21 protein-coding genes and 1 pseudogene are annotated in these 24,199 nt (G+C 61.0%); 13 read left to right on the top strand and 9 right to left on the bottom strand.

What is annotated here, in order from left to right; genetic code table 11:
• Positions 1 to 28 precede the first annotated feature (28 nt).
• The 3 genes from leuA to xseA all read right to left on the bottom strand — a co-directional run bounded on the left by leuA (position 29) and on the right by xseA (position 4,234).
• A complete protein-coding gene (leuA, locus tag WCE05_RS13840) occupies positions 29 to 1,702 on the bottom strand; it encodes a 2-isopropylmalate synthase (protein ID WP_225787245.1) in 1,674 nt (557 codons plus the stop codon).
• A 321-nt stretch (positions 1,703 to 2,023) separates the two neighbouring features.
• Entirely contained in the window at positions 2,024 to 2,851 is an 828-nt protein-coding gene (locus tag WCE05_RS13835) for a M23 family metallopeptidase (RefSeq protein WP_253081236.1), read from the bottom strand.
• Positions 2,852 to 2,854: 3 nt separating this feature from the next.
• The gene (xseA, locus tag WCE05_RS13830; RefSeq protein WP_368816058.1) at positions 2,855 to 4,234 is read right to left on the bottom strand and encodes an exodeoxyribonuclease VII large subunit; all 1,380 of its coding nucleotides are present in this window, start codon (positions 4,232 to 4,234) and stop codon (positions 2,855 to 2,857) included.
• Positions 4,235 to 4,345: 111 nt separating this feature from the next.
• On the opposite strand from xseA, the pseudogene WCE05_RS13825 reads away from it, so the two are divergent.
• The 7 genes and pseudogenes from WCE05_RS13825 to WCE05_RS13795 all read left to right on the top strand — a co-directional run.
• Positions 4,346 to 4,488, top strand: a pseudogene (locus tag WCE05_RS13825) (hypothetical protein); the annotation flags it as partial.
• 50 nt (positions 4,489 to 4,538) lie between these two features.
• Positions 4,539 to 5,099 (top strand): sugar ABC transporter ATPase, encoded by a 561-nt coding sequence (locus tag WCE05_RS13820; protein WP_368816057.1) that lies wholly within the window; start codon positions 4,539 to 4,541, stop codon positions 5,097 to 5,099.
• Between the two features lie 128 nt (positions 5,100 to 5,227).
• Positions 5,228 to 6,697, top strand: a complete 1,470-nt coding sequence (gene guaB / locus WCE05_RS13815; RefSeq protein WP_225787250.1) for an IMP dehydrogenase — start codon at positions 5,228 to 5,230, stop codon at positions 6,695 to 6,697.
• Positions 6,698 to 6,822: 125 nt separating this feature from the next.
• Positions 6,823 to 8,400 carry a glutamine-hydrolyzing GMP synthase gene (guaA, locus tag WCE05_RS13810; protein WP_225787251.1) on the top strand — a complete coding sequence of 526 codons (1,578 nt, stop codon included), beginning with the start codon at positions 6,823 to 6,825 and terminating at the stop codon, positions 8,398 to 8,400.
• Between the two features lie 301 nt (positions 8,401 to 8,701).
• Positions 8,702 to 9,958, top strand: a complete 1,257-nt coding sequence (locus tag WCE05_RS13805) for a site-specific integrase (protein ID WP_058199542.1) — start codon at positions 8,702 to 8,704, stop codon at positions 9,956 to 9,958.
• A gap of 60 nt (positions 9,959 to 10,018) precedes the next feature.
• Positions 10,019 to 10,294: a hypothetical protein gene (locus WCE05_RS13800; RefSeq protein ID WP_171891541.1), complete on the top strand. Its 276-nt coding sequence runs from the start codon at positions 10,019 to 10,021 to the stop codon at positions 10,292 to 10,294.
• 4 nt (positions 10,295 to 10,298) lie between these two features.
• Positions 10,299 to 10,823, top strand: a complete 525-nt coding sequence (locus tag WCE05_RS13795) for an AlpA family transcriptional regulator (RefSeq protein WP_058199544.1) — start codon at positions 10,299 to 10,301, stop codon at positions 10,821 to 10,823.
• Positions 10,824 to 10,839: 16 nt separating this feature from the next.
• Here WCE05_RS13795 and WCE05_RS13790 read toward each other — a convergent pair whose 3' ends face one another.
• The 4 genes from WCE05_RS13790 to WCE05_RS13775 all read right to left on the bottom strand — a co-directional run bounded on the left by WCE05_RS13790 (position 10,840) and on the right by WCE05_RS13775 (position 14,533).
• Positions 10,840 to 11,211 carry an AlpA family transcriptional regulator gene (locus WCE05_RS13790; protein ID WP_235582662.1) on the bottom strand — a complete coding sequence of 124 codons (372 nt, stop codon included), beginning with the start codon at positions 11,209 to 11,211 and terminating at the stop codon, positions 10,840 to 10,842.
• Positions 11,212 to 11,296: 85 nt separating this feature from the next.
• A complete protein-coding gene (locus tag WCE05_RS13785) occupies positions 11,297 to 12,115 on the bottom strand; it encodes a hypothetical protein (protein ID WP_043101136.1) in 819 nt (272 codons plus the stop codon).
• The gene (locus tag WCE05_RS13780; RefSeq protein ID WP_123794453.1) at positions 12,112 to 12,978 is read right to left on the bottom strand and encodes an HNH endonuclease; all 867 of its coding nucleotides are present in this window, start codon (positions 12,976 to 12,978) and stop codon (positions 12,112 to 12,114) included. The genes WCE05_RS13785 and WCE05_RS13780 overlap by 4 nt, the downstream gene beginning before the upstream one ends.
• 4 nt (positions 12,979 to 12,982) lie before the next feature.
• Positions 12,983 to 14,533, bottom strand: a complete 1,551-nt coding sequence (locus tag WCE05_RS13775) for an AAA family ATPase (protein ID WP_043101139.1) — start codon at positions 14,531 to 14,533, stop codon at positions 12,983 to 12,985.
• A gap of 370 nt (positions 14,534 to 14,903) precedes the next feature.
• Here WCE05_RS13775 and radC point away from each other — a divergent pair, with 370 nt between their 5' ends.
• On the top strand, positions 14,904 to 15,413 hold the full coding sequence (radC, locus tag WCE05_RS13770) for a DNA repair protein RadC (protein WP_171891540.1): 510 nt from the start codon (positions 14,904 to 14,906) through the stop codon (positions 15,411 to 15,413).
• Positions 15,414 to 15,465: 52 nt separating this feature from the next.
• Here the strand turns inward: radC and WCE05_RS13765 are convergent, their stop codons facing one another.
• Both WCE05_RS13765 and WCE05_RS13760 read right to left on the bottom strand, forming a co-directional pair.
• Positions 15,466 to 17,193 carry an ATP-binding protein gene (locus WCE05_RS13765; protein WP_071562117.1) on the bottom strand — a complete coding sequence of 576 codons (1,728 nt, stop codon included), beginning with the start codon at positions 17,191 to 17,193 and terminating at the stop codon, positions 15,466 to 15,468.
• A gap of 9 nt (positions 17,194 to 17,202) precedes the next feature.
• Positions 17,203 to 18,216, bottom strand: a complete 1,014-nt coding sequence (locus tag WCE05_RS13760; protein WP_171891539.1) for an SIR2 family protein — start codon at positions 18,214 to 18,216, stop codon at positions 17,203 to 17,205.
• Positions 18,217 to 18,789: 573 nt separating this feature from the next.
• On the opposite strand from WCE05_RS13760, the gene WCE05_RS13755 reads away from it, so the two are divergent.
• The 5 genes from WCE05_RS13755 (at position 18,790) to WCE05_RS13735 (ending at position 24,185) form a co-directional block, all read left to right on the top strand.
• Positions 18,790 to 19,620 (top strand): DUF932 domain-containing protein, encoded by an 831-nt coding sequence (locus WCE05_RS13755; protein ID WP_058199550.1) that lies wholly within the window; start codon positions 18,790 to 18,792, stop codon positions 19,618 to 19,620.
• An 81-nt stretch (positions 19,621 to 19,701) separates the two neighbouring features.
• A complete protein-coding gene (locus WCE05_RS13750) occupies positions 19,702 to 21,765 on the top strand; it encodes a ParB/RepB/Spo0J family partition protein (protein WP_058199551.1) in 2,064 nt (687 codons plus the stop codon).
• Positions 21,766 to 21,828: 63 nt separating this feature from the next.
• On the top strand, positions 21,829 to 22,038 hold the full coding sequence (locus WCE05_RS13745; protein ID WP_043101154.1) for a hypothetical protein: 210 nt from the start codon (positions 21,829 to 21,831) through the stop codon (positions 22,036 to 22,038).
• A gap of 271 nt (positions 22,039 to 22,309) precedes the next feature.
• On the top strand, positions 22,310 to 23,062 hold the full coding sequence (locus WCE05_RS13740) for a hypothetical protein (RefSeq protein WP_058199552.1): 753 nt from the start codon (positions 22,310 to 22,312) through the stop codon (positions 23,060 to 23,062).
• Positions 23,063 to 23,870: 808 nt separating this feature from the next.
• The gene (locus WCE05_RS13735; protein ID WP_041836030.1) at positions 23,871 to 24,185 is read left to right on the top strand and encodes a DUF736 domain-containing protein; all 315 of its coding nucleotides are present in this window, start codon (positions 23,871 to 23,873) and stop codon (positions 24,183 to 24,185) included.
• The last annotated feature ends 14 nt before the right edge of the window (positions 24,186 to 24,199 follow it).

The raw sequence follows: 24,199 nt of genomic DNA, 5'->3' as shown, positions 1-24,199 counted from the left end.
ACAGGGGCTTTGCATGTTGCGGTGTGACTTATGCCGCCTTCGCTGCTTGCTGGCTCAGCGAGCGGTTCAGCGCGCTGAACAGGGCCTTGAAGCTGGCGGTGGTGATGTTTTCGTCGATGCCCACGCCATGCACCGGACGGCCACCGGCCACGCGCAGCTCGATGTAGGCCGCGGCCTTGGCATTGGTACCGGCACCGATGGCGTGCTCGTTGTAGTCCATGATCTCCACACCGATCGGCAAGCCGGCGACCAGGGCTTCCAGGGCGCCGTTGCCCTTGCCGCGCCAGTGCAGGGTGGTCTCGCCTTCACCGGCGACTTCCACTTCCACCGCGCTGTGGCCGTTTTCTTCCTGCAGGCGATGGCTGACCAGCGCGTACGGGGTGTTGGCCTGGAGGTATTCCTTGTGCAGCAGGCTGTAGATCTGCTGGGCGGTCATTTCCAGGCCCAGGCGGTCGGTTTCGCCTTGTACCACCTGGCTGAACTCGATCTGCATGCGGCGCGGCAGGCTGATGCCGTACTCCTGCTCGAGCAGGTAGGTGATGCCCCCCTTGCCGGACTGGCTGTTGACGCGGATCACCGCCTCGTAGCTGCGGCCGATGTCGGCCGGGTCAATCGGCAGGTAAGGCACTTCCCACAGTTCGCCGTCCTTCTGCTGGGCGAAGCCTTTGCGGATGGCGTCCTGGTGCGAGCCGGAGAAGGCGGTGTGGACCAGGTCGCCGACGTACGGGTGACGCGGGTGCACCGGCAGCTGGTTGCACTCCTCGACCACCTTGCGCACGCCGTCGATGTCGGAGAAGTCCAGTTGCGGGTCGATGCCCTGGGTGTAGAGGTTCAGGGCCAGGGTGACCAGGTCGACGTTGCCGGTGCGCTCGCCGTTGCCGAACAGGCAGCCTTCGGCGCGGTCGGCGCCGGCCATCAGGCCCAGCTCGGTGGCGGCGATGCCGGTGCCACGGTCATTGTGGGTGTGCAGGCTGATGATCACGCTGTCGCGACGGCTGATGTTGCGGCAGAACCACTCGATCTGGTCGGCGTAGACGTTCGGCGTCGCCACTTCGACGGTGGCCGGCAGGTTGAGGATGATCTTGTGCTCGGGGGTCGGGTTCCACACCTCGATCACCGCGTCGCAGACTTCCTTGGCGAACTCCAGTTCGGTGGCGCTGAAGGTCTCCGGCGAGTACTGGAACGTCCACTGGGTTTCCGGCTGCTGGGCGGCGTACTTGACGAACAGTTTGGCCGCGTTCACCGCGATGTCCTTCACGCCTTGCTTGTCCTGGTTGAAGACGATGCGGCGGAACGACGGCGAGGTGGCGTTGTACAGGTGGACGATGGCCTTCTTGGCCCCGCGCAGGGACTCGAAGGTCCGGGCGATCAGGTCTTCACGGGCCTGGGTCAACACCTGGATGGTGGTGTCGTCCGGGATGTGGCCGTCCTCGATCAGCGTGCGCACGAAGTCGAAGTCGGTTTGCGAGGCGGACGGGAAGGACGCTTCGATTTCCTTGACGCCTACCTGCACCAGGGTCTTCCAGAAACGCAGCTTCTTCTCCGAGTCCATTGGCTCGATCAGCGACTGGTTGCCATCACGCAGGTCGGAGCTGCACCAGATCGGCGCCTGGGTGATGGTCTTCGACGGCCAGGTGCGGTCGGGCAGGTCGATGGTCGGGAACGCGCGGTATTTCTTCGAAGGGTCTTTGAGCATGGTCATGGAAGCAATCCTTTAGTGTGCGGCCGTGATCGGGCCTGCCGGACGTAACGAGATGAAAAGGCGAGGCGACGCGATTCACCCTGGTAGTCGTGCACTGACCAGGCAGAGGCTGCGGTGTTGGCGGAGCAGAATGAGGGTCGTGGACGTTTTCATGTCTTCAACCCTAACCAGTGGGGTGAAGGATGGCAAGCCTTCGAGAAAAATTGATAGAAATGCTCAAAAAAAGTAGGTTTTCGAGATTTTATCGCTTGCTGGGTGCAAAAAGACCGCGTTGGTTGCGCGGTCTTTTCAAGGGGCGCAAGCGGCCCAATGTCGCCGATCTCAGGGCTGGAACGCCCCGATGAAGATCGCCGGGTCCACCCGTGCATCGTTCAGGCTGATATTCCAGTGCATGTGCGGCCCGGTCGCCCGGCCGGTGGCGCCCACACGGCCGACCACTTCGCCGCGGCGCAGCACCTGGCCGGGTTTCACGTCGATCCTGGACATATGGCAGAACATGCTGATGAAGCCCTGGCCATGGTCGACGAACACCGTGCGGCCATTGAAGAAATAGTCGCCCACCAGGATCACCTTGCCGTTGGCCGGGGTCTTGATCGGCGTGCCGGCGGGCACGGCGAAGTCCAGCCCGGCGTGCGGGTTGCGTTCCTCGCCATTGAAGAAACGGCGTACGCCGAAGCGGCTCGACAGCGGGCCGTTGACCGGCTTGTCGAGGATCAGGTTGCTCGGCAGGTTGGGGCTGAAGCTGCGGTAGGCCTTGAGCTGTTCGGCCAGTTCGCGGTCGATGCGCTTGAGGTCCTCGGGGTTGGGGTTGACCTGGCGCTTGTTCTTCAAGGTGATGCGCTGCTCGGGGTACTTCTTGCCGACGACGGTGAAGGGCAGGGTGCGACCGCCCTGGGTGAGCACGGCGGTGCCGGGCTGCTGGGTCAGGGGGATGCCGACGATGGCCAGCCAGGTGCCCTGCTCCTTGACCACCAGCACCGGCTTGCCGTCGAAGCGTGCGCTCGGGGCGCTGGCTGCCGGGCCAAGGTCGACCACCGCGACGCCGCCAGGTACCGGCTTGTTCAACTGGCGGGTGATGTAGCTGGCCTGGGCACTGGTGCCGAGCAGCAGGAGGGTCAGGGCGAGCAGGGGCGCGAGCAGGCGGGGCATGTGTCAGTCCAGTAGCGAAAGGGTGACCGGGGTCTGGTGATTGTCCTCGACCCGCACCTTGAGTTCGCCTTCGTTCAGGCGTGCGGTCAGGCGTTGGCCGTTGTGAGTCTGGGCGGCGCTGCGAATGGCCTGGCCGCGCTCGTCGAGCAGGATGCTGTAGCCGCGCGCCAGGGTCGCCAGTGGGCTGACCACCTGCAGGGTCTGCAACTGGGCCTGGAAGCGCTGGCGACGGTCCTTGAGCACTTCGCGCATGGCTCGCGGCAAGCGCTCGGCAAGGCTGTCCAGGCGCTGGCCGAGCAGCTTCAGCGTGCGCCCCGGGTGCTGGGCGGACAGGCGTGTGTCGAGCCGTGCCAGGCGTTCGTGGCGCTGGTTCATGCCGAGCATGAAGGCGCGGCGCAGGCGCATGTCCAAGTCGTCCAGGCGCTGGGCCTGCTGGCGCAGGCGCTCGCCCGGGTGACGCAGGCGCCGGGCCAGGCTTTCCAGGCGCAGGTGGTCGTGGGCCAGGCGGTTGCGCATGCGCAGCAGCAGGCGCCGTTGCAGGCTCTCGAGACGTTGCTGCAGGCCGCTGCTGTCGGGGGCGAGCAACTCGGCGGCGGCGGATGGGGTCGGGGCCCGGACGTCGGCGACGAAGTCGCTGATCGACACGTCGGTCTCATGCCCCACGGCGCTGACGATGGGCGTCACGCAGGCCGCCACGGCGCGGGCCACGGCTTCCTCGTTGAAGCACCAGAGGTCTTCCAGCGAGCCGCCGCCACGGGCCAGGATCAGTGCGTCGAAACCACGGCTGTCGGCGAGCTGCAAGGCACGGACGATCTGGCCGATGGCCTCGCGGCCCTGCACCGCGGTGGGGATCAGGTTCAATTCGACCTGGGGCGCGCGGCGGCGAAAGACGCTGATGATGTCGCGTATCACTGCGCCAGTAGGCGAGGTGACGATGCCGATGCGCTGCGGGTGGGCCGGCAAGGGGCGCTTGCGTTCGGCGCTGAACAGGCCTTCGGCGCCGAGCTTCTCCTTCAGTGCCTCGAAGGCCAGGCGCAAGGCGCCATCGCCGGCCGGCTCCACGCTGTCGAGGATCAACTGGTAGTCGCCACGCCCCTCGAACAGCGAGACCTTGCCGCGCACCCGCACCGCCAGGCCGTCGCGCAGGGCCTGGCGCACGCGGGCGGCATTCTGCCGGAACAGCGCGCAGCGCACCTGGGCGCCGCTGTCCTTGAGGGTGAAGTAGACATGGCCGGAGGCCGGGCGGGCGAGGTTGGAAATCTCGCCTTCCACCCAGACGCTGCGGAACACGTCCTCGAGCAGCACGCGGGCGCGGCCGTTGAGCTGGCTGACGGTGAGGACCTCGCGGTCCAGGCCGAGTCGTTCGAAAGGGTCTCTGATCATGGCGGGCATCATAAAGGACGCGGCGGGGTTGTGCATCGGTTGCCGGCAGGTCCCCGTGCCGGTCATTTGGGGCCGCTTCGCGCCCTATCGCCGGCAAGCCCACAGTGTCTTGGGCTGTCGCTGTTCCAGATCGCCGGGCTGTGGGTTGGACGGCGGCTGAGCATGAGGCTGTCGCGCGAGGCCTTCGTCCGATGGTCACCTGGCTGGTGCTGGCCAGCGGCGTGGCGTTGATCGGTCGCTATCTGGGCAGGTGAGCAGGCGGTAGAATTGCGCCATTACCGCAGTCCGCAGGCCCGTTTCGTTCATGAACACCCAGAGCATCATCGTCCCCAAACTGTCCACCGTGCCGGTGCATGAAGCCCGCGCCCGGGCGATCCTGCGCTGGCTGGTGCGCGAGAAGATCGTCGAGGAACACCTGAGCACCTGCGGGCGTACCGGCAACCGCATGGGCCATGCCCTGGCCGAGGGCGCGCGCAAGGTGGCGCTGCACCCGCAGAAGCTGCCCTTCGGCGAGCCGATCAACGGCCTGGAGGTGGTGCTCAAGCGCTGCATCTATACCCCTACCGAGGGTTTTCTCGAGGAGGCCGGCTGCCCCGAATGTCGGCGTGAGGTGGGCGAACCGCTGTTCGAGAGCCTGGAGGAGTGGATGCCCGGGGTGAGCGACAACTTCACTTGCCCGCTATGCGGCTTCGAGGACGACATCAACGGCTTCCTCTACCTGCAGCCGTGCGCCTTCTCCAACCTGGGGTTCATCTTCAACAACTGGGGCGAGGCCGGCTTCACCCAGGCCTTCCTCGATACCTTCGCCGACTGGCTGGACCAGCCGGTGGCGGTGGTGCAGGTGAAGCTGGGCGACAAGCGCTGAGCCACGCGCGGCGAGCGGCTTGGTCCCGACGCTCGCAGCTGACAAGAGGCCCTTATTTTGCATTGAGCGCGGCAGCGTGGATGAGTATAATGGCGCGCTTCCATTTTTCCCGCCCGGGAGCCCCCGCGATGCTGCGTATCAGCCAAGAAGCCCTGACCTTCGACGATATCCTCCTTGTACCTGGCTATTCCGAGGTACTGCCCAATGAAGTCAGTCTCAAGACCCGTTTGACCCGTGGCATCGAGCTGAACATTCCCCTGGTCTCCGCCGCCATGGATACCGTGACCGAAGCGCGCCTGGCCATCGCCATGGCCCAGGAAGGCGGCATCGGCATCATCCACAAGAACATGACCATCGAGCAGCAGGCCGCCGAGGTCCGCAAGGTCAAGAAGTTCGAGGCCGGCGTGGTCAAGGACCCGATCACCATCGACGCCGACGCCACCGTGCGCGACCTGTTCGAGCTGACCCGCCTGAACAACATCTCCGGCGTGCCGGTGCTGGAGAACGGCGACTTGGTCGGTATCGTCACCTCCCGTGACGTGCGCTTCGAAAGCCGTCTGGAAGCCAAGGTGCGCGAGGTGATGACCCCGAAAGAGCGCCTGGTCACCGTGCGCGAGGGCGCCGACAAGAACGAAGTCCGCGAGCTGCTGCACAAGCACCGCCTGGAAAAAGTCCTGATCGTCGACGACAAGTTCAACCTCAAGGGCATGATGACCGTCAAGGACATCGAGAAGGCCAAGGCCTACCCGCTGGCCAGCAAGGACGACCAGGGCCGCCTGCGCGTCGGCGCCGCCGTCGGTACCGGCAAGGACACCGGCGAGCGCGTTGCCGCCCTGGTCGCCGCGGGCGTCGACGTGGTGGTGGTCGACACCGCCCACGGTCACTCCAAGGGCGTGATCGACCGCGTGCGCTGGGTCAAGGAAACCTACCCGCAGGTGCAGGTGATCGGCGGCAACATCGCCACCGGCGCCGCTGCCAAGGCCCTGGCCGAAGCCGGTGCCGACGCGGTCAAGGTCGGTATCGGCCCGGGCTCGATCTGCACCACCCGTATCGTCGCCGGTGTCGGCGTGCCGCAGATCAGCGCCATCGCCAACGTCGCCGCCGCCCTGGAAGGGACTGGCGTCCCGCTGATCGCCGATGGCGGCATCCGCTTCTCCGGCGACCTGTCCAAGGCCATCGTCGCCGGCGCCTCCTGCGTCATGATGGGTTCGATGTTCGCCGGTACCGAAGAGGCCCCGGGTGAGGTCGAGCTGTTCCAGGGCCGTTCCTACAAGGCCTACCGTGGCATGGGCTCGCTGGGCGCCATGGCGCAGGCCCAGGGCTCCTCGGACCGCTACTTCCAGGACTCCTCGGCCGGTGCCGAGAAGCTGGTGCCGGAAGGTATCGAAGGCCGTGTGCCCTACAAAGGCGCCCTGGCGGCGATCATCCACCAGCTGATGGGCGGCCTGCGTTCCTCCATGGGCTACACCGGCAGCGCGACCATCGACGAGATGCGCACCAAGCCGGAATTCGTGCGCATCACCGGTGCCGGCATGGCCGAGTCCCACGTGCATGACGTGCAGATCACCAAGGAAGCGCCGAACTACCGCGTCGGCTGACAGCCCAGTCGCCGTTACGCGCTCCAAGCTACAAGCGGTAGTTGCGCTGCAGCCGCTACCGCGTTTTCCCCCGATCAACTTGCAGCTTGCGGCTAGACGCTCGCAGCTGTATCAGAGATTGAGTCATGGCCCTCGACATTCACGCTCACCGTATCCTGATCCTCGATTTCGGTTCCCAGTACACCCAGCTGATCGCCCGCCGCGTGCGCGAGATCGGGGTCTACTGCGAACTGCATCCGTTCGACATGGACGATGAAGCGATCCGCGCATTCAACCCACGCGGCATCATCCTCGCCGGCGGCCCCGAGTCGGTCCACGAAGCCGACAGCCCACGCGCACCGCAGGCGGTGTTCGACCTGGGCGTCCCGCTGTTGGGCATCTGCTACGGCATGCAGACCATGGCCGAACAGATGGGTGGCAAGGTCGAAGGTTCCGACCTGCGCGAGTTCGGTTATGCCCGCGTCGACGTGGTCGGCAAGAGCCGCCTGCTCGATGGCATCGAAGACCATGTCGACGATGACGGCGTGTTCGGCCTGGACGTGTGGATGAGCCACGGTGACAAGGTCACCCAGATGCCGGAAGACTTCCACATCCTGGCCAGTACCCCGAGCTGCCCGATCGCCGGCATGTTCGACGATGCCCGTGGCTACTACGGCGTGCAGTTCCACCCGGAAGTGACCCACACCAAGCAAGGCGGGCGCATCCTGTCGCGTTTCGTCCAGGACATCTGCGGCTGCGAAGCCCTGTGGACCCCGTCGAACATCGTCGAGGACGCCATCGCCCAGGTCCGCGAGCAGGTCGGTTCGGCCAACGTGCTGCTGGGCCTGTCCGGCGGCGTCGACTCCTCCGTGGTCGCCGCGCTGCTGCACCGCGCCATCGGTGACCAGCTGACCTGCGTGTTCGTCGACAACGGCCTGCTGCGCCTGCACGAAGGTGACCAGGTGATGGCCATGTTCAAGGAGAACATGGGCGTCAAGGTGATCCGTGCCGACGCCGAGGCCCAGTTCCTGGCCAACCTGGCGGGCGAGAGCGACCCGGAGAAGAAGCGCAAGATCATCGGCCGCACCTTCATCGACGTGTTCGATGCCGAGGCCAGCAAGCTGGAGAACATCCAGTTCCTCGCCCAGGGCACCATCTACCCCGACGTGATCGAGTCGGCCGGCGCCAAGAGCGGCAAGGCCCACGTGATCAAGTCGCACCACAACGTCGGTGGCCTGCCGGAGGAGATGAACCTCAAGCTGGTCGAGCCGCTGCGCGAGCTGTTCAAGGACGAAGTGCGCAAGATCGGCCTGGAGCTGGGCCTGCCGTACGACATGGTCTACCGCCACCCGTTCCCGGGCCCGGGCCTGGGCGTGCGCATCCTCGGTGAAGTGAAGAAGGAATACGCCGACCTGCTGCGTCGCGCCGACCACATCTTCATCGAAGAACTGCGCAAGGCCGACTGGTACCACAAGACCAGCCAGGCGTTCGTGGTGTTCCAGCCGGTGAAGTCGGTCGGTGTGGTCGGTGATGGCCGTCGCTACGCCTGGGTTGTCGCCCTGCGCGCCGTCGAGACTGTGGACTTCATGACCGCTCGCTGGGCGCACCTGCCCTATGAGCTGCTGGAGACCGTCAGCGGCCGTATCATCAACGAAATCGAAGGCATTTCCCGCGTCACCTACGATGTGTCGAGCAAGCCGCCTGCCACGATCGAGTGGGAGTGAGTTGACGTCCTTCGGGGACTATCGCCAGCTATCGAAAAGCTGCCGTAACGTGTTGATTTTCAAGTGGATACGTCGCGGCAGCTATCGGTGACTATCGCCGGCCAGCAGAACAGGTTGGCGGTGGAAGTGGCGGTAAGAACCGGAGGCCGGATTAAGACCCTCCCGTTCACTATTCGGACCAAAGCCGTCTTTGACGGTAAAAGTCTCCTCGGGAAAGCTAGTTTCATGCGGCTTTCCGAGCATCAGCAGGTCTCCTGGCCCCTGACGGTAAAAGCCGTCACGAACAGGAGGAAAAACCTCGATGCTTACCGACACCGCACTGCGCAACCTCAAGCCTAAGTCCAAGATTTATAAGGCTTCTGACCGCGATGGAATGTACGTGACGGTATCGCCTACCGGTACCGTCACCTTCCGCTACGATTACCGTCTCAACGGGCGCCGCGAGACGCTGACCATTGGCCGCTACGGTCCGGCGGGCATTTCGTTGGCATTGGCCCGCGAAAAGCTGATCGACGCCAAGAAGGCCGTCGCCCAGGGCAAGTCCCCCGCGCTGGAGAAGCAGCGCGAGAAGCGCCGGCTGACTGCCGCAAAGACCTTCGGCGACGTGACGGCGAAGTGGCTGGAAGGTGCCCGGATGGCCGATAGCACCAAGGCGATGCGCAAGCACATCGTCGATCGGGACATCCTGCCAGTCTTCCAGAACCGACAACTTAGCGAAATCACTGCCGATGACCTACGCGCCCTTTGCAGCAAGGTGAAGGCACGCGGTGCGCCCGCCACTGCGGTACATATCCGCGACATCGTGAAGCAGGTTTATGCCTTCGCCATCCTGCATGGCGAGAAGGTGGACAATCCCGCCGACGGCGTCGGCGCGGCGTCGATCGCGACCTTCGTGCCGAAGGATCGGGCGTTGTCGCCCCTGGAAATCCGGTTGATGGCACGGCAGATGGAATCGGTGGCGACCTATCCGACGATCCGGCTGGCGCTGCGCATGATCCTGCTGACGCTGGTGCGTAAGAGCGAGTTGATCCAGGCCACTTGGGATGAAGTCGATTTCGAGAACGCGACCTGGACGATTCCAAAGCAGCGGATGAAGGGACGCAACCCGCACGTGGTCTATCTCTCTCGCCAGGCGCTCGACATCTTCGTTGCGCTGCATACCTGCGCCGCTGGCTCCAAGTTCGTGCTGCCATCGCGCTACAACTCCGACCGCTGCATGTCGAACGCGACCTTGAACCGCGTCACGCAGATCGTCGCGGAGCGGGCAAAGGCTGCGGGCCTGCCGTTGGAGCCGTTCACCGTCCACGATCTGCGCCGTACCGGTTCGACACTGTTGAACGAAATCGGCTTCAACCGGGATTGGATCGAGAAGTGCTTGGCGCATGAGGACGGGCGTTCCTCCCGCTCGATCTACAACAAGGCTGAGTACGCCCAGCAGCGGCGCCACATGCTGCAGGAGTGGGCCAACATGGTCGATGCCTGGATCGACGGGCAGACCTATGTGCCGAAACTGATGCCGGAGAGCGTCATCGTTCCTGCGTTGAGCGCAACGGCCTGAAAGGGCGGCAAGGTTGTCACTTGACAACCTTGCCGGTCATCCTCATACTGGAGATCACTGATGACCCGTTCCTCTCATCCGAAGCAAGAGGTCGAGGAAGCTCTTAGGCACGCCGAAGGACAGGGCTGGCGCGTCGAGGTCGGCGGGAGCCACGCTTGGGGGCGGATGTATTGCCCGTACAACAATGAGGAGTGTCGCTGCGGCGAGTTCTGCATCACCAGCGTATGGAGCACGCCGAAGAATCCCGGCAACCACGCGCGCGCCTTGCGACGCGTCGTGGACAACTGCACCACGCACCGCCAGCAGCGTGAAGCTAACGATGGTGCCAAGGAGTAGCGCGATGGAATACACCTTCATTCTGAAATACCAGCTCACCGATGATGACCGCGACCCGGATGCGCTGGTGGAGCGCCTGGGCGAAGCAGGCTGCGACGATGCCTTGGTCGGCATCGGGCAGCCGGGACGGTTGGCGCTGGAATTCACCCGTGAGGCAGCGGATGCGGACGAGGCCGTGCGTAGCGCGCTGGCCGATGTGCGCCGCGCCGCGCCGACAGCGCGATTGATCGAAGTGGCGCCGGATCTGGTTGGACTGACCGACGTGGCCGACATCGTGGGCGTGTCGCGGCAGAACATGCGCAAGCTGATGCTGGCCCATCCGGGCAGCTTCCCGGTGCCGGTGCATGAGGGCAGCGCGTCGATTTGGCACTTGGCGGACGTATTGGCCTGGTTGCAGGCCAAGGGCAGCTACTCGCTGGCCAAGGACGTGTTTGAGGTGGCGCGGGTGGCCTTGCAGGTCAATGTGGCGAAGGAGGGGCGTCGCTTGCCGCGCTCGGCGTCCAAGGCTCTGGAAGCCTTGGTTGGATGAGAGCCGTTGCCTGGCCTCATGCGTCACTCGAACCCGCCCGGACAGGGCGGGTTTTGCGTAGATGGACATCCGGCTTTGAGAGGCAGGCGCGCGGGGCCTGCTTTCGTTCTTCGATCCACGCTTCCACTTCGGCCAAGTCCCACACGACGCAGCGCGGTGTCAGGTTGAATCGACGCGGGAACTCGCCGCGGCGCTCCATTTCGTAGATCGTCGTTTCGGCTAGTGGGACGATCTGCCGCAGCTCCTGGCGCCGGATGGTGCGCCGGAAGGGAAGGGGGCTACGCACCGGAAACTGCGGCAGCGCCTCGTAGGCTTCCGTCCCCGGCAAGGGACGGGACTGGTCAGTGTCGATGCTGGTCACGCTTGAGGTTTGCGGTTGCTGTTGCACCTCGGGCTCCATGTGTGCGCGGCATGGAGACATGGTGAAGTTCAGTACCTATTTGGACAACTTGCTGCGGCGTAGTGCAGCACACTCAACGACCGTTGCTCAGGCGGCGAAGCAAGGTGCGGCCAGTGATAAGTCCAAGGTGCAGTCGGAACGTGCTCTGATCTTCGTCCGACAGGCCGGGATGCGACCCATCGGTATGAAGCATCTTGAACAGGCCATTCAAGTAGTTCTTTCCGTCGCTGGTCCACTCATTCCTGTTGACCGAGAGAAATCCGCGCTCCGCTAGCCAAGCGCGCCGGTTTTCGCTGGAAGCCAGCGTGGTGGCCTTCTGCGGATCAATGTGCAAAGCGATGTCGCTTAGCAAGCCTTCCAAGAACGTGCGTATCTGGCTGTTCGCCGCCGCCCAGTCGCCGCGCGCATGCGCGTCGATGGCTTGATCGAGATGCCCCAATGGCACAGTGAACCCGAACTGCTTCAACAGTTGGTGAACTTCATCATCGGCCGCAGGAAGATCCACTTCGCCAGGCAACGCCGCGCGTAACGATGGCATTCGTGCATCCTCGTCCCAGGAGACAACGTAGCCGTCGAGCGCCAGCCCCCGCAGAAGGCGTTCCTGCTCGGCCTTCGCATACTGCGGTACGGCGACTCCAACGGCTTCGCGTACCGCGGCTTCAGCCAGAGTCACAGGTCCGTCCAAGGTGCTGACTATCTGCGTTGCGCGTTGATTGACGAGGCGCGCCAGTACGGCGCTTTTCGCAATCACACTCTTTGCCGGCCCCGGCGGGATTTCGTCGTCCAGCCCTAACCGCACCACGAGTTGATCGAACTTCGCCTGCGTTAACATTTCCCCAAGAAATTCGATTGCGGCGACGATAGTGGGGCGGGTAAATGGATGGGATTTCATTCTTGTTCAGCTCCATCTGCTTGCGGTGGTTTCACGACATCAAATCCACCGTCACAAAAACCATCGTGTGCTGCGAGTGCGCGATACAGAATGACTCTCCAGAAGTTGGACCCATGCGCGGCCTCGTAGTCATCCGCTTCTGCCTGTAATTCAGCAGCTACACGGGCCGCACCGCCACCATTTTGGTAAAAGCGAACAAAGCCACCATGCCGTCCACGCAGTTCGACAAGCGAGAGTTTCCGGTAGCGATCTGCTAGATCGAGCTGTTTGAAGTGGGAGCGCAGTTGGAAGTATCGGGCTTGGCTCATCCCCGCTGGCCGGCGAACACGAAATTCCAAAAGCAGTGCACCTTGGCGGAGTCCGACGCGAACAGTCAGGAATGGTTGGTTAGGAATATCGTCAAAATATGGGTGAAGGAACAATCGGACATCGGTGTCTTCATCAACAATCAACGTGCGCTTCCGTGTATTGCATTTCGCGCAGCTCGGAACCAAATTCAAAGCAAAAATTGAGAACTCTGGATATAGCTCCTTGGGGAGATAATGATCCAGGGTGCCTGACTCACTGACGCCACAGAATGGGCAACGTGCGGCCATCACGGGCTCGTTGAGCTTCTCCCGTAGGTCCAGCATGGGGGCTGTTTCTACGGAATATGCGTGATGTAAGGCCTTACGCTGGACGTTTGTTACGGTGGCAGGAACTAGCGACTCAACAGAGGGGGCGGCATTCTCATACATTCCATATGCGGCCACGACACGTCTTCTGGCCGCCTCCAGTCGGCGGCGTGTAGGTTGCCGTTTTGCGGTAGTGATGTCATCAAATACGTCTTCGCTGTCGATGTCAGGAGGAGGAATGGAATGCATGCTTTCACAAATCCTCTTCCACGATGTTTACCATGTACGATCGTGCCCCGAATCCTAGGCGGCGGCCGAACATGTCTTCAATCTCTTCGACATTATGTGATCTGGCTAGGGATTGGAGCGTGTCGTGCCAGTCCGTTGATCCATCATCGAGATTGAAAACTTCTTCGGTGATAACGCTGATATTTTCTCCAAAGGTTTCGATTGATGGGGCAACGACCTTTGAGAGTTCACCGATACGTTTCAGTACGAGGACGTACTTTGATGGAGTCTCCTGAAGTACGACGGGAGAGTGCGTCGAGATGATGGCATAGCCATCGAAATGGTCGAGACATATACGTATGCTTTTAAGGACAGTTGCAAGTAACGGAGGGTGCAAATGGGTCTCGGGCTCGTCGATGAGCACTAGCGTTGGATGTGCGTCGTCGAGGTGTGCGGTCAATTCGGTCATCATCTTGGTGACAATCTTATGGCCGCTACTGAGTCCATGATAAAGATCAAGAAGTGACTCTTCATTTTTGTCCGCGTATAGAGTGGTCAGACCGATTCGCTGAAATGAGACATCTTGGAGTAGGGGTTTCAATACATCGAGCAATATGCTCATGCGGTCAGAGCTTCGTATTCTCTCTAGCGCGCTGAGAAATTCTTGATCTACCTCTTCCAGATTTTTAAGCCGATAAGCTTCATCGTCATTTACATCTATTCGTTCGCGCAAGCCGCAGTAGACATAGCCAAAGATTCCACCTTCATTCTCAAGGCGCCTTTTTTCTATGTTGGTTTTTCCTGGAATTGCGAATGTGTCGAATGCACTGTATGAGACAACTACTACAGACTTGAAAGGTGGTTGAGTTCCGACGAAGCGGCCCGCGCGCTTCTCTAAGAAGTCCCTTTTCTCGCTATAGCCGTAACCGCTGGCTACTGTCGCTAGATTTGCCAGCATACGAGTCTTCCCGGTTCCGTTGTAACCAATGAGGACGTTGATTCTGTTGGGAAGTGGGCCTTTTCTTCGGAAATCAAAATCAACAATCAAAGGAGTGGCCTGACGTGCAACTTGAGTCTTGAATCGCATGACAAAGCCACGCCCCCTGCGACGAATAGTTGGGGTTTTGCGCGTAAATAGACGACTGGCATCTACGATGGTCCGTTCTGCACCGCTGAAGCGGAGCAGCGAAACTTTGAATCCCTCATGATCTTCAAACTGGGCCCGGACACTATCGCTGTATGCCACGTCCTGTAACCCTTCCAAATATCCTTCGTAGACAGCCGCTCCTAGCTTGAAGAGCTTCTCGTAATACTCTAGGTCGGCACCGAGGGAGCAAAATTTCTCGCCTAATGCTCGAAATGCTCTTCGTGGGACTGGCGTTAGGCCATGAGTTTGATCCTCCTTGAGGATCTTCACGCTACCGAGTTCGACTTCATTGTCTGGTGATAGATGAATGGTGGCGTGAAAGGTCGTCTTGTAGGAGTAGTCGTCCCAATTATCTTGGACCAACACGGTGTGTGGATATTTGTCAGTGGAAGGTGATTTCCCATCTCGAAATTTCACGACGAACCACATGATTTACCTCTATTCCAAAGATTGTTGGTGCTCTCACGCGGAGTTTATCTGAGCAAAGCACATCCAGGTGTGTCGCCGTCGGGTTTGCGGGCCACGCCTCGTGCCTCGTACCGGGGCGCGACCAACCGGCTTTGTCCCTGTTGCCTTCGGCTTTTGCGAGCCTACGCGCTCCGCTTGCCCACGGCGAGATTCCGAGAGAGTGGAGCGGTCTTGCTGTTCCCTTCACCGTATCACGGCGTTCTCGCCGTCAAGGGCGGCGCGCGCCATGCGCGCTTGCGTCCTGGCGGCCGTCTGCGACCCCTGACTGCTTGCGCTGCGCCGTGCTGACGCCGGTTTCGGGCAATTCCGCCCGAGCAACCGGAGCACGATCATGTCGCAACTGTCCTTTTCCTCGTTCGATGACGCTTTGCTGGTGCGTGACGCCCATGGGCGCTATCTGCCGGCATCGGTGGATCAAATTCTTGAAGCGGCACGCCAGACCATCGAGCTGAAGATGCAGCGTGGTGCTGAGTTCACTTCGCCGGCGCTGGTCAAGGAGTACCTGCGCAACAAGCTGGCAGGCTTTGAGCATGAAGTCTTTGCGGTGCTGTTTCTGGATACACGTCACCGGCTAATCGAGTACCGGGAGATGTTCCACGGCACTATCGACAGTGCATCGGTGTATCCGCGTGAAGTGGTCAAGGAAGCGCTGCGGCTCAATGCGGCGGCGGTGATCCTCTCGCACAATCATCCGAGCGGGAATCCTGAGCCAAGTAGTGCCGACAAGGTGCTGACGCAGAGGCTCAAGGGTGCGCTGGAGCTAGTCGAGGTGCGCACGCTCGACCACGTCATTGTGGCAGGTACAGATACAGTATCGTTTGCCGAGCGAGGGCTGGTTTGAACGTTGGGGGGCTTTGCCCCCCAACGACCTTAGCTTATGTTGCCAATTTTAACTACTGGATGTTTTGCTTTCGCCAGTTATCGACAGCAATAATTAGCCGATTGTCCTTGACTGGATTCTGCCATTCATCCCAAAAATTCACTGTCCCACTATTTGGCTTATTCTGTGGCTCGTCGATTCTGATGCGACTTGGCAACAAGCTGGCATCGCCAACAACCAACGCCTCGCCAGTATCGAGTGTGGGAAGGATGTCACTGAATCCGCCGAGACTGTCGGGAAGTAGGCGTTTTATAACACCTTGGTCCTCGGCATTAGTCAGGCGCATAGATACAAAGTTACTGCATTGACTAAGCAGTGTTTTGTTTACTTCGGATGGACGTTGACTGATTACAACCAAACTGACACCATATTTTCGGCCCTCTTTGGCGATGCGCTCGAATATATCCAATGAAATGTCGTCGGCGGAATCAGCCATATTCCGCTGAGGCATATAGAGGTGCGCTTCATCACAAAGAAGCGCAATGGGGTGGCGAAGCTCTGATGGTGTCCACTGCTGCACTGAGAATGTAACTCGTGCAACAAGGGAGACGATTAGTGGTAAAACGTCCGAAGGAACCTCGGAGAAGTTGATGATCTTGATACCTGCTTTTCCGTTCTCTCCTGTACTCCCAAGAGCGGCACTAGCAAATTTCTCAAGCCACGTGAAATCAAGAATATCTCCACCGCCATTGAACATAAATCCGAGGCGTCGATCAGAGATTTTGTTCTCAAGCCTAGAAATCATGCGCGCGAGCTTTCCGAAGAAATCTCCTTGCTTTTCGCCGCGCGCACCAGGAACCATTTCAACGTTTATTTCATTCAGCCTCGACATCAGGAAGTCAAGGTTAAATGGCACTGGGCTATCCACAGTAAAATGCTTTAGTAAATCCTGTTGCCCATTGTCCTCAAGGTATTTTCTCTTTGCCTGATTGATCTCGCGAGCCATAATCATGGCTTGATTAGGGGCGTTTTGGTCACTGCGATCCACAAACATGGAAACTAGTGCCTCATAAGAAAGCAGCCAATACGGCAGATAAAGCACACCGTCAGAAATAGTTCGTTGAGCTTCAACATCTGCAGGCCCTGCAACTTTGAAATGCTGAATACCAGGGCCTGTCAATGGCGCGTATTCTCCGTGGAGGTCGAAGACAATGGCATTCGCCGTAGAAAGCCCTGACATCTGCTCAATAATTTTGGCAGTTGTCCAAGACTTTCCAGACCCTGTGCTTCCTCCAATAAAGGCATGGCGCTGGAAGAATTTATTTCCATTAAGGTAGGCTACCGCATTATCATCCAGGGTGTATTTGCCGAGTGTCAATGCATTGCCGTCGGCAGAAACACTGGAGAGAGTGCGCATAAATCCAGTGAGGTTCTCGCCTTCGAGAGCGAAGCAGTTTGCATCTATTTCTGGGACACTTTCGAGTGTTCGACGGAAAACATTCTCCTTGGAGCCATCGCGATCTAGCATGGTTCCAATTAAAGTAATGCGGCACAGATTCAACTCTGAATTTTGGTCTACGATCCCATCATCAGAAAGATTCTCGATGCCTCGTTTTCTGGTCACTTGTGTAATAAGACCAATAAGGTGCTGTCCTGGCCTGCTACTCTGAAGTACAGCGAGATGATTAACCTGCAGCCTCTTTAGATGGGACACATTCTCGACATCAACAATGACATTTGTGGTGTCAACCGAGGCAACCTTCCCGAGTGCTTCTTCATCCCTAAAGCTGAATATTGGCATATGTCCTCTCTACATGATGAGTGATAAGTAGCCCTCAAGGCTCCAGATGTTTTTCTCTACTGCGATCGCAGAACTGCTCAGAGAAGAGTAGACAATAGACTGATTATCCGTTTCTCCTCGCTCTATGGCTAAATAATTTTGCGCTTTGCCGCCAAGGATAAGTCTTTTGGCTGACTCGGAAAGCGCGTATGTAATGATGGTGACTGGCGCTCCATGTCGCTGACATTTGGCCATAAGTTTTGGTTGAATATGTTCATCGTTGAACCCATATCCGATGCACAAATATGATCCTGCCTCGTTGATGGCTACGTCTGCATTATTGATAATTGAGCGGAATGGCTCAAGGTGCGTCTTTTGGTACTTTTGCGTGCCAGGCGTGACAATCTGTGGACTGTAGTTTTCAGGTATTTCTTGCAAGCCTGAAATTGCGACAGTGTCCTCTAGTGGGGACTGGAACCAGTCTAGAGAGCCATGTACTTTCCAAATATTCACTCTGCGCGAACAGGTCAATTCATCGGGAGTGGCCAGTTGACGGAAAAATCCGTGTGTGAAACCAGTGTAGTGATGAATTCTGCTTTGCTCGCATGCGTACTCGGCCAAGCGATCATAATTTGTAGTGACGATATTTATCTTTTTTAAGCTTGTTTTGAACATATGTTCAAGCAGACGGCTCAATGGGAACATCGAGCTATTTTGCAAGCCACTCTTGAAGATGCTGAAATCTTCATCGTTTATAAGTGACCAAGTGGAATTTATGATTCTGCGCGTCAGCTCTTCAGATACAGCTACTCGGTGGAGAGCCGCTTCTAAGTCCACGCCATCTGTCAGCGTCTGACAGAAGATACCCCAGGACTCCGTCTCAGCATCAGATAGCCCTGAAACATCAGTCTTACTGATCAAATGCTGCGCAAGCCCCCACATGCCAGACATTCCATGTGCAGCCGAGGCTCCACTACCCAAAATAATGATGGGAGCCTTGCCGTAATAGTCCTGAGCTTGCTTTTCGTAGTTGACATCAGACAAGGCGCTACCCCTTTTGTCTTTTGGATTCCTGAGATGGAAAAAATTTCTTCGGTTGCAGAAACATACAAATAGATAATAAGCCAAGAAGAGCCTTGCGTCTCCGCTTCGCGGACCGCGCTGCTCCAGGTTCGCTACTCGCTCATCCCTGACGGGACTGGCATTCGCCAGCCTTTTACATCCCTGACGTCTACGGCCCGGATTTCTCGATCCGGGCCTGCGCGCTTCGCTTGCGTGCGGTCGGCATACAAGGATATGCCGTTGCCATGTCCAGCCGTCTTCCCTGACTCCTTCACCTTGTCCGCGACTGTAGCCCGTGTCCGCGTGCCATCAAGGCGCGCCAGGCCGTGTCCTCGGCTGCGCCTGCGGGCCGCACCTACCTGCCGCTTTTCTCCTTGACGGCCCACGTCCGTGGGCTCCTGACCGTCGTGGGCGATGAACTCAGGAAAGACGGTGGCAACAGGGCCAACCGGGTTCCTCGTGCCAACCGCACCGAACAGCCGAAAGGCTGGGCTCCGAATCTAGGAATCCGGTGTGCGGTTTGAACAGCAAACCCTTTTCGTCAGGAGAAAGACCATGCAACTCGCATCCCGTTTCGCTTCCCGCTCCCCGGTACTGCGCAGCGATTCCCCGCTGTCCGATGACCAGATTCACCGCGTTGCGCCGTCCATCTTTGCGGAAGCGCCACACGAGAGTCGCTCCCAGCGTTACGCCTATATCCCCACCGCCACGGTACTGACCGAACTGCGCAAAGAAGGGTTTCAGCCCTTCATGGTGACGCAGACCCGGACCCGCCACGCAGACCGACGCGACTTCACCAAGCACATGATCCGGCTACGCCACGCCAGCCAGATCAATGCCCGAGGCGAGGCCAACGAAATCATCCTGTTGAACTCGCACGACGGCACCAGCAGCTACCAGATGCTGGCCGGGATGTTCCGTTTCGTGTGCAGCAATGGCCTTGTTTGCGGCGATACCGTGGCCGATGTGCGCGTGCCGCATAAGGGCGACGTGGCCGGGCAAGTGATCGAGGGTGCCTATCAGGTGTTGCACGGCTTTGACCGTGCGCTGGAATCCCGCGAATCCATGCAGGCCATCACGCTGGACGAAGGCGAGGCCGAAGTGTTCGCCCGCGCCGCGCTGTCGCTCAAGTACGACGACCCAGACAAGCCCGCACCCATCACCGAATCGCAAATCCTGATGCCGCGCCGTTTCGACGACCGCCGCCCGGACTTGTGGAGCGTGTTCAACCGCACCCAAGAGAACCTTACCAAAGGCGGTTTGCATGGGCGCAGCGCCAACGGACGCCACCAGCAGACCCGCCCGGTGCAGGGCATTGATTCCGATATTCGCCTCAATCGCGCCCTGTGGCTGCTGGCCGATGGCCTGCGCCAGTTGAAAGCCTGATTCCCCTGCGCGGCAGGAGCAGGCAGCAACCCCTGCCGCGTCATTCGCTGCTGCATTCCATCATCACAAGGAGTTTTCACCATGAACGCCATCAACCACACCGAAGCCCAAGCCATCCACGCCACGGCCAGCGCCGCGCCTGCCGCGCTGCTGGAAGCTGCCGACCCTAGCAAGAACCTGATTCTGGTGCCGCTGTCGCGGCTGGTGTCGCGCCCCACGGGCCGCAACGTGCGCAAGACCCCGCGCATGTCGATTCCCGAACTCGCCGCCAGCATCCAGCGTGTCGGCCTGCTGCAAAACTTGATCGTGACCGCGACCGCTGACGGCGAGCGTTACGAAGTCGTGGCCGGAGGCCGTCGTCTTGCCGCCCTCAAGCTGCTGGCGAAGAAGCGCCGCATCAACAAGGAATGGGACGTGCCTTGCCTGCTGGTGGCCGATGGCACCGCCCGCACGGCCAGCCTCACCGAGAACGTGCAGCGCGAAGCCATGCACCCTGCTGACCAGTTCGAGGCATTCGCCGCGCTGGTGGCCGAAGGCCGACCCATCGAGGACATAGCCGCTGATTTCAGTGTGTCCCCGCTGGTGGTGCAGCGCCGCTTGAAGCTGGCGAACGTGTCGCCGCGCCTGCTGGCCGACTACCGCGCCGAAGCTGTGACGCTCGATCAGTTGATGGCCCTTGCCATCACCGACGACCACGCCGCGCAGGAAGCCGCCTACTACGATGCGCCGACGTGGCAGCGCCAGCCGTCCGCGCTGCGCGACCGCCTGACCGAACGCGAAATCGACGCCTACCGGCATCCGCTGGTGCGGTTCGTCGGGCTGGACACCTACGAAGCCGCAGGCGGTGGTGTTCGCCATGACCTATTCGCGGAAGGTGACGCAGGCGTGTATCTGACCGATGCCGCGCTGCTGGACAGGCTGGCGCAAGACCGGCTGACAGGCATCGCCGCCGAGGTGAAGGCCGAAGGCTGGGCATGGGTGGACGCCACGCCGGGCGTGACCCATGCTGACCTGCACGCCTTCCAGCGCGCCCCGCAGGAACGGCGCGAACCGACCAAGCGCGAAGCGCAGCGCATCGAAAAGCTGCAAGCCAAGGTGCAGGCCATTGGCGAAACCCTCAATGATGCGCTGGACGCCGAGGACGAGGACAAGGCCGACGCACTGCAAGAGGAAGGCGAAGCCGTGGGCAAGCAGTTGCAGGCGCTGGAAGATGGCTTGCAGGACTACAGCCCGACCGTGAAGGCCGCAGCCGGTGCCATCGTCACCATAGACCGCAACGGTCAGGCCGTGATTCATCGCGGGCTGATGCGCGAGGCCGAGGCCAAGGCGCTGCGCACGCTGGAACGCCTGCGCCAAGGTTTCGGCGGCGAGGATGCCGGGAACGACGACGGAGGCGAGGACGGAGACAGCGATGGGCAGCCCAAGACCGCCGCCATGTCCGACCGGCTGGCGCAACGGTTGAGCGCCCACCGCACCGCCGCGCTGCAAATCGAAGTCGCCCGGCATCCGCAAGTCGCGTTGGCCGCGCTGGTGCATGGCATGGTGCAGGCGGTCTTGCAGGAAAGCCACTATGGCCACGACTTGCCGCTGGGCGTGAGCCTGAAAGTGCAAGACCGACTGGAAGGCATGGCCCCGGACTGGCCGGAATCGCCTGCCATCGTGGCGCTGCGCGAACTGCAACAGGTGGCAGGCGCAGCCTTGCCGCAGGACAGTGCCGAACTGTTCGCCGCGCTGCTGGCGAAGTCGCAAGACGAACTGGTGCGGCTGCTGGCCGTGTGCGTGGCGTCCACGGTGGACGTGGTGACGCATCGCGCCATGCCGCGCCAGCCCGGCGAGGAACTCGCGCAGGCCGTGGGCCTCGACATGGCCGCATGGTGGCAGCCGAGCGCGGAAGGCTACTTCAAGCACGTTCCGAAGGCCGCGATCCTGCAAGCCGTGGGCGAGTACGCGCCCGAGCTGGTTTCCCGGCTGGCGAAGTTGAAGAAGGCCGACATTGCCAGCGAAGCCGAGCGGCTGGCCGATGGCACGGGTTGGATGCCTGCCATCTTCAAGGCCGAAGGCCCGCAGGAGGCAGGCCCAGAGCAGGAAGATCCGGAAGAGGTCGAAGCGATGGCAGATGAACCGGCCGAGGTGCTGGCCGCTTGACCCGCGCCGAACGCAAGCGCTCCGGCCTCGACCGGGGCGCTTCGCTGGAAGGAGAAGCCCCCCATGACCCGTACCCCCGCTAGCCGCCTGCGCATGGCGGCGACCTATGCACCCGGCACGGTACGTGCCCGCCGCTGGCACTGCGCAGGCGACGTGCGCGGTTACCGCCCGCCCTCGGGCTGGGCGGCCCACACCGACCTCACCGACATTCATCCCATCACGGGCCACGCATTGCCGTGTGCTGTGTGGTGGCTCATCGAGACGAAGGAATAACCGCGTTCAGCACCGCGCCCAGGCCGTTCCGTCCTGGGCGCGGTGGACGCAAAAATCCGGGCGCGGCAGTGGCCGCGCCCGGTGTTCAATGCCCACAGCAAAACGCGATATCCGAACTGGCAGCCGTGCGGTATGATGAAAGTTACAGCCGCGTCACGCTGAACCTGCTGCCGGGTTAAACGACGTTTCCGCGCTTCCCCCTCGCTGACCGTGCCTATTCCTCGGTCGATGCGTAATCGGCAGACATCGACCAGTCACTGAGGAATTTGGTATGACTGTCTCGACCTTTTTTGTTTCTGAAGCTGCTTTGCGCACCCTCAAGCAGAGGGCGCAGCGTGGTGTGAAAGGTGTTTCTTCGTCCCACCTGAGCGAAGCGGTTGCCGCAGCTTTGGGATTCAAGACCCATGCGGCGCTGCGAGCAGCCCTTGCGGGCCACGCGACCGCTGAAGCACAGAAGCCGAGCAATGCCCGGCTGGTGCAACGCCTGCGGCAATTTGGTTATGCCGCACCCGACGACTTGCGGCTGCTGCCGGAATTCGAGCATTCCTATTCACCGTTCAAGACCTTTCCGCTGCGAACGCAGCGGAGCGCGCGCTGGTGGGTATGGAGAAACCTGATGGTGTCGGCGGTCAACGCCGGCCTTGAACAGCGCCTGTTCGGGCTGTCAGAGGGCGAAAACTGGTGGCCCGGCGGCGCCGAGGACAGCCATCACTGCGCGCGCAGCACCTTCCGCTACATGTTTGACGAGGATCTGCCTGCCGTTGCCAGCGTGGATGCCATCAGTGGTGGCGAGCTTTCCATCAATGTTGTTCTCAAGCCCCGGAAAGCCGACATTCAGCCGGAATGGTATTGCGATTTGAGTAGCGGGGACGCTGTTGCTTGTGGTTGGGTAGAGCGGCGTCTCGGAGCTTGGATTCAGGATGGAGGTGAGAACGTCCGCTGCAAGCGTGCCTTGCAATCGCGCATTGCGGATGTAGCGATCGAGCCGGCTGGTTACTCCGATCAGGGCAGCTTCTTCATGTAGCTGAGCTACGGTGCGATAGCAGCCTCGAATCCTGGGCGTGTCGGCGCACTGCGCCGCCGGGCTTTCGGGCTGCGCCCCGTGCCGTCTTTGCCGTCACGGCCATTCGGCTTCAATCCCTCACGCCTTCGCGCCTGTGGCGCTGCGCGCTGCGCTTGCCTCCAGGGGAAAGCCCTGCGGGCTATCCCCGCCGCGCGATGCTTGGCGCCCCTCAATGCCGCCGAACCGGCTGCGCCGGATCGGCCCGGTCAACTCCCCGTCGCGATGGACGGGGAGTTGACCAACACGCTGGCGCTTGCTGCGGCAGGTTGTGCAGGTGCGTGCCGTCCTCAACGCTGGCGGTTCCTGCCCATCACGTCACGAAGGACGGTTCACGGACAACCCGCCCGGCATCGCTATGGAGTTTCCACAACACGCCTCAAGAGCGGCGCCGCAAGGTGCAGCGGGGGCGTTCTCGCTTGTCGTCGGGCAGTTGACCTGGCCCGCGTCAGCGGGTGAGCCGGAGAAGCCGTCCGGCGGGGATGCCGAGTCGGCCCCATCTCCTTTCGGAGCGGTTCGGCCCAAGGCGTCCTTGTCTCGTTGTGAATCCTGGCGGGGGCGCGGCTGCGCCTCGGGCTTCATGGCTGCAACCGCCCAGCGAAAACAATTTCCCCGCCGCTGCGCGGCTTCCTCGCGCAGCAAATTCTTTTCGCCTCCCGGCTCTCCACTGCGTTTCGACCGCAAGCGGTGCAGCCAGCCCGTCCCCCGCCGGCCGGATCACAACAAGGACGCGATGGGCGCGAACCTTGTTCAACCGAAAGGAGAAACCATCATGGCCAACATCGGCACCTTCACCGCAGACAAAGACGGCTTCACCGGCACGCTGCGCACCCTGACGCTCAACGTCAAGGTCAAGCTGATTCCCAACGACAAGGGCAACAGCGAGAACGCCCCCGACTTCCGCCTCCAGGCCGCCGGCCACGACATCGGCGCGGCATGGAACAAGACCAGCGAGGCCGGGCGGGAATACAAGTCCGTGACCCTCGACGATCCTTCGTTCCCGGCTCCGGTCTATGCCCGCCTGATCGAAGGCGAGGATGGCACGCACGACCTGATCTGGTCGCGCAGCAAGCCCCAGGCGGCGTGACCGCCGCAGCGCCC

The sequence above is a fragment of the Pseudomonas sp. I2 genome, assembly GCF_040984075.1.
GTDB lineage: Bacteria > Pseudomonadota > Gammaproteobacteria > Pseudomonadales > Pseudomonadaceae > Aquipseudomonas > Aquipseudomonas guariconensis_B.
The sequence above is the reverse complement of the archived record's forward strand: the minus strand, read 5'-3'. Positions and strand labels throughout refer to the sequence as shown.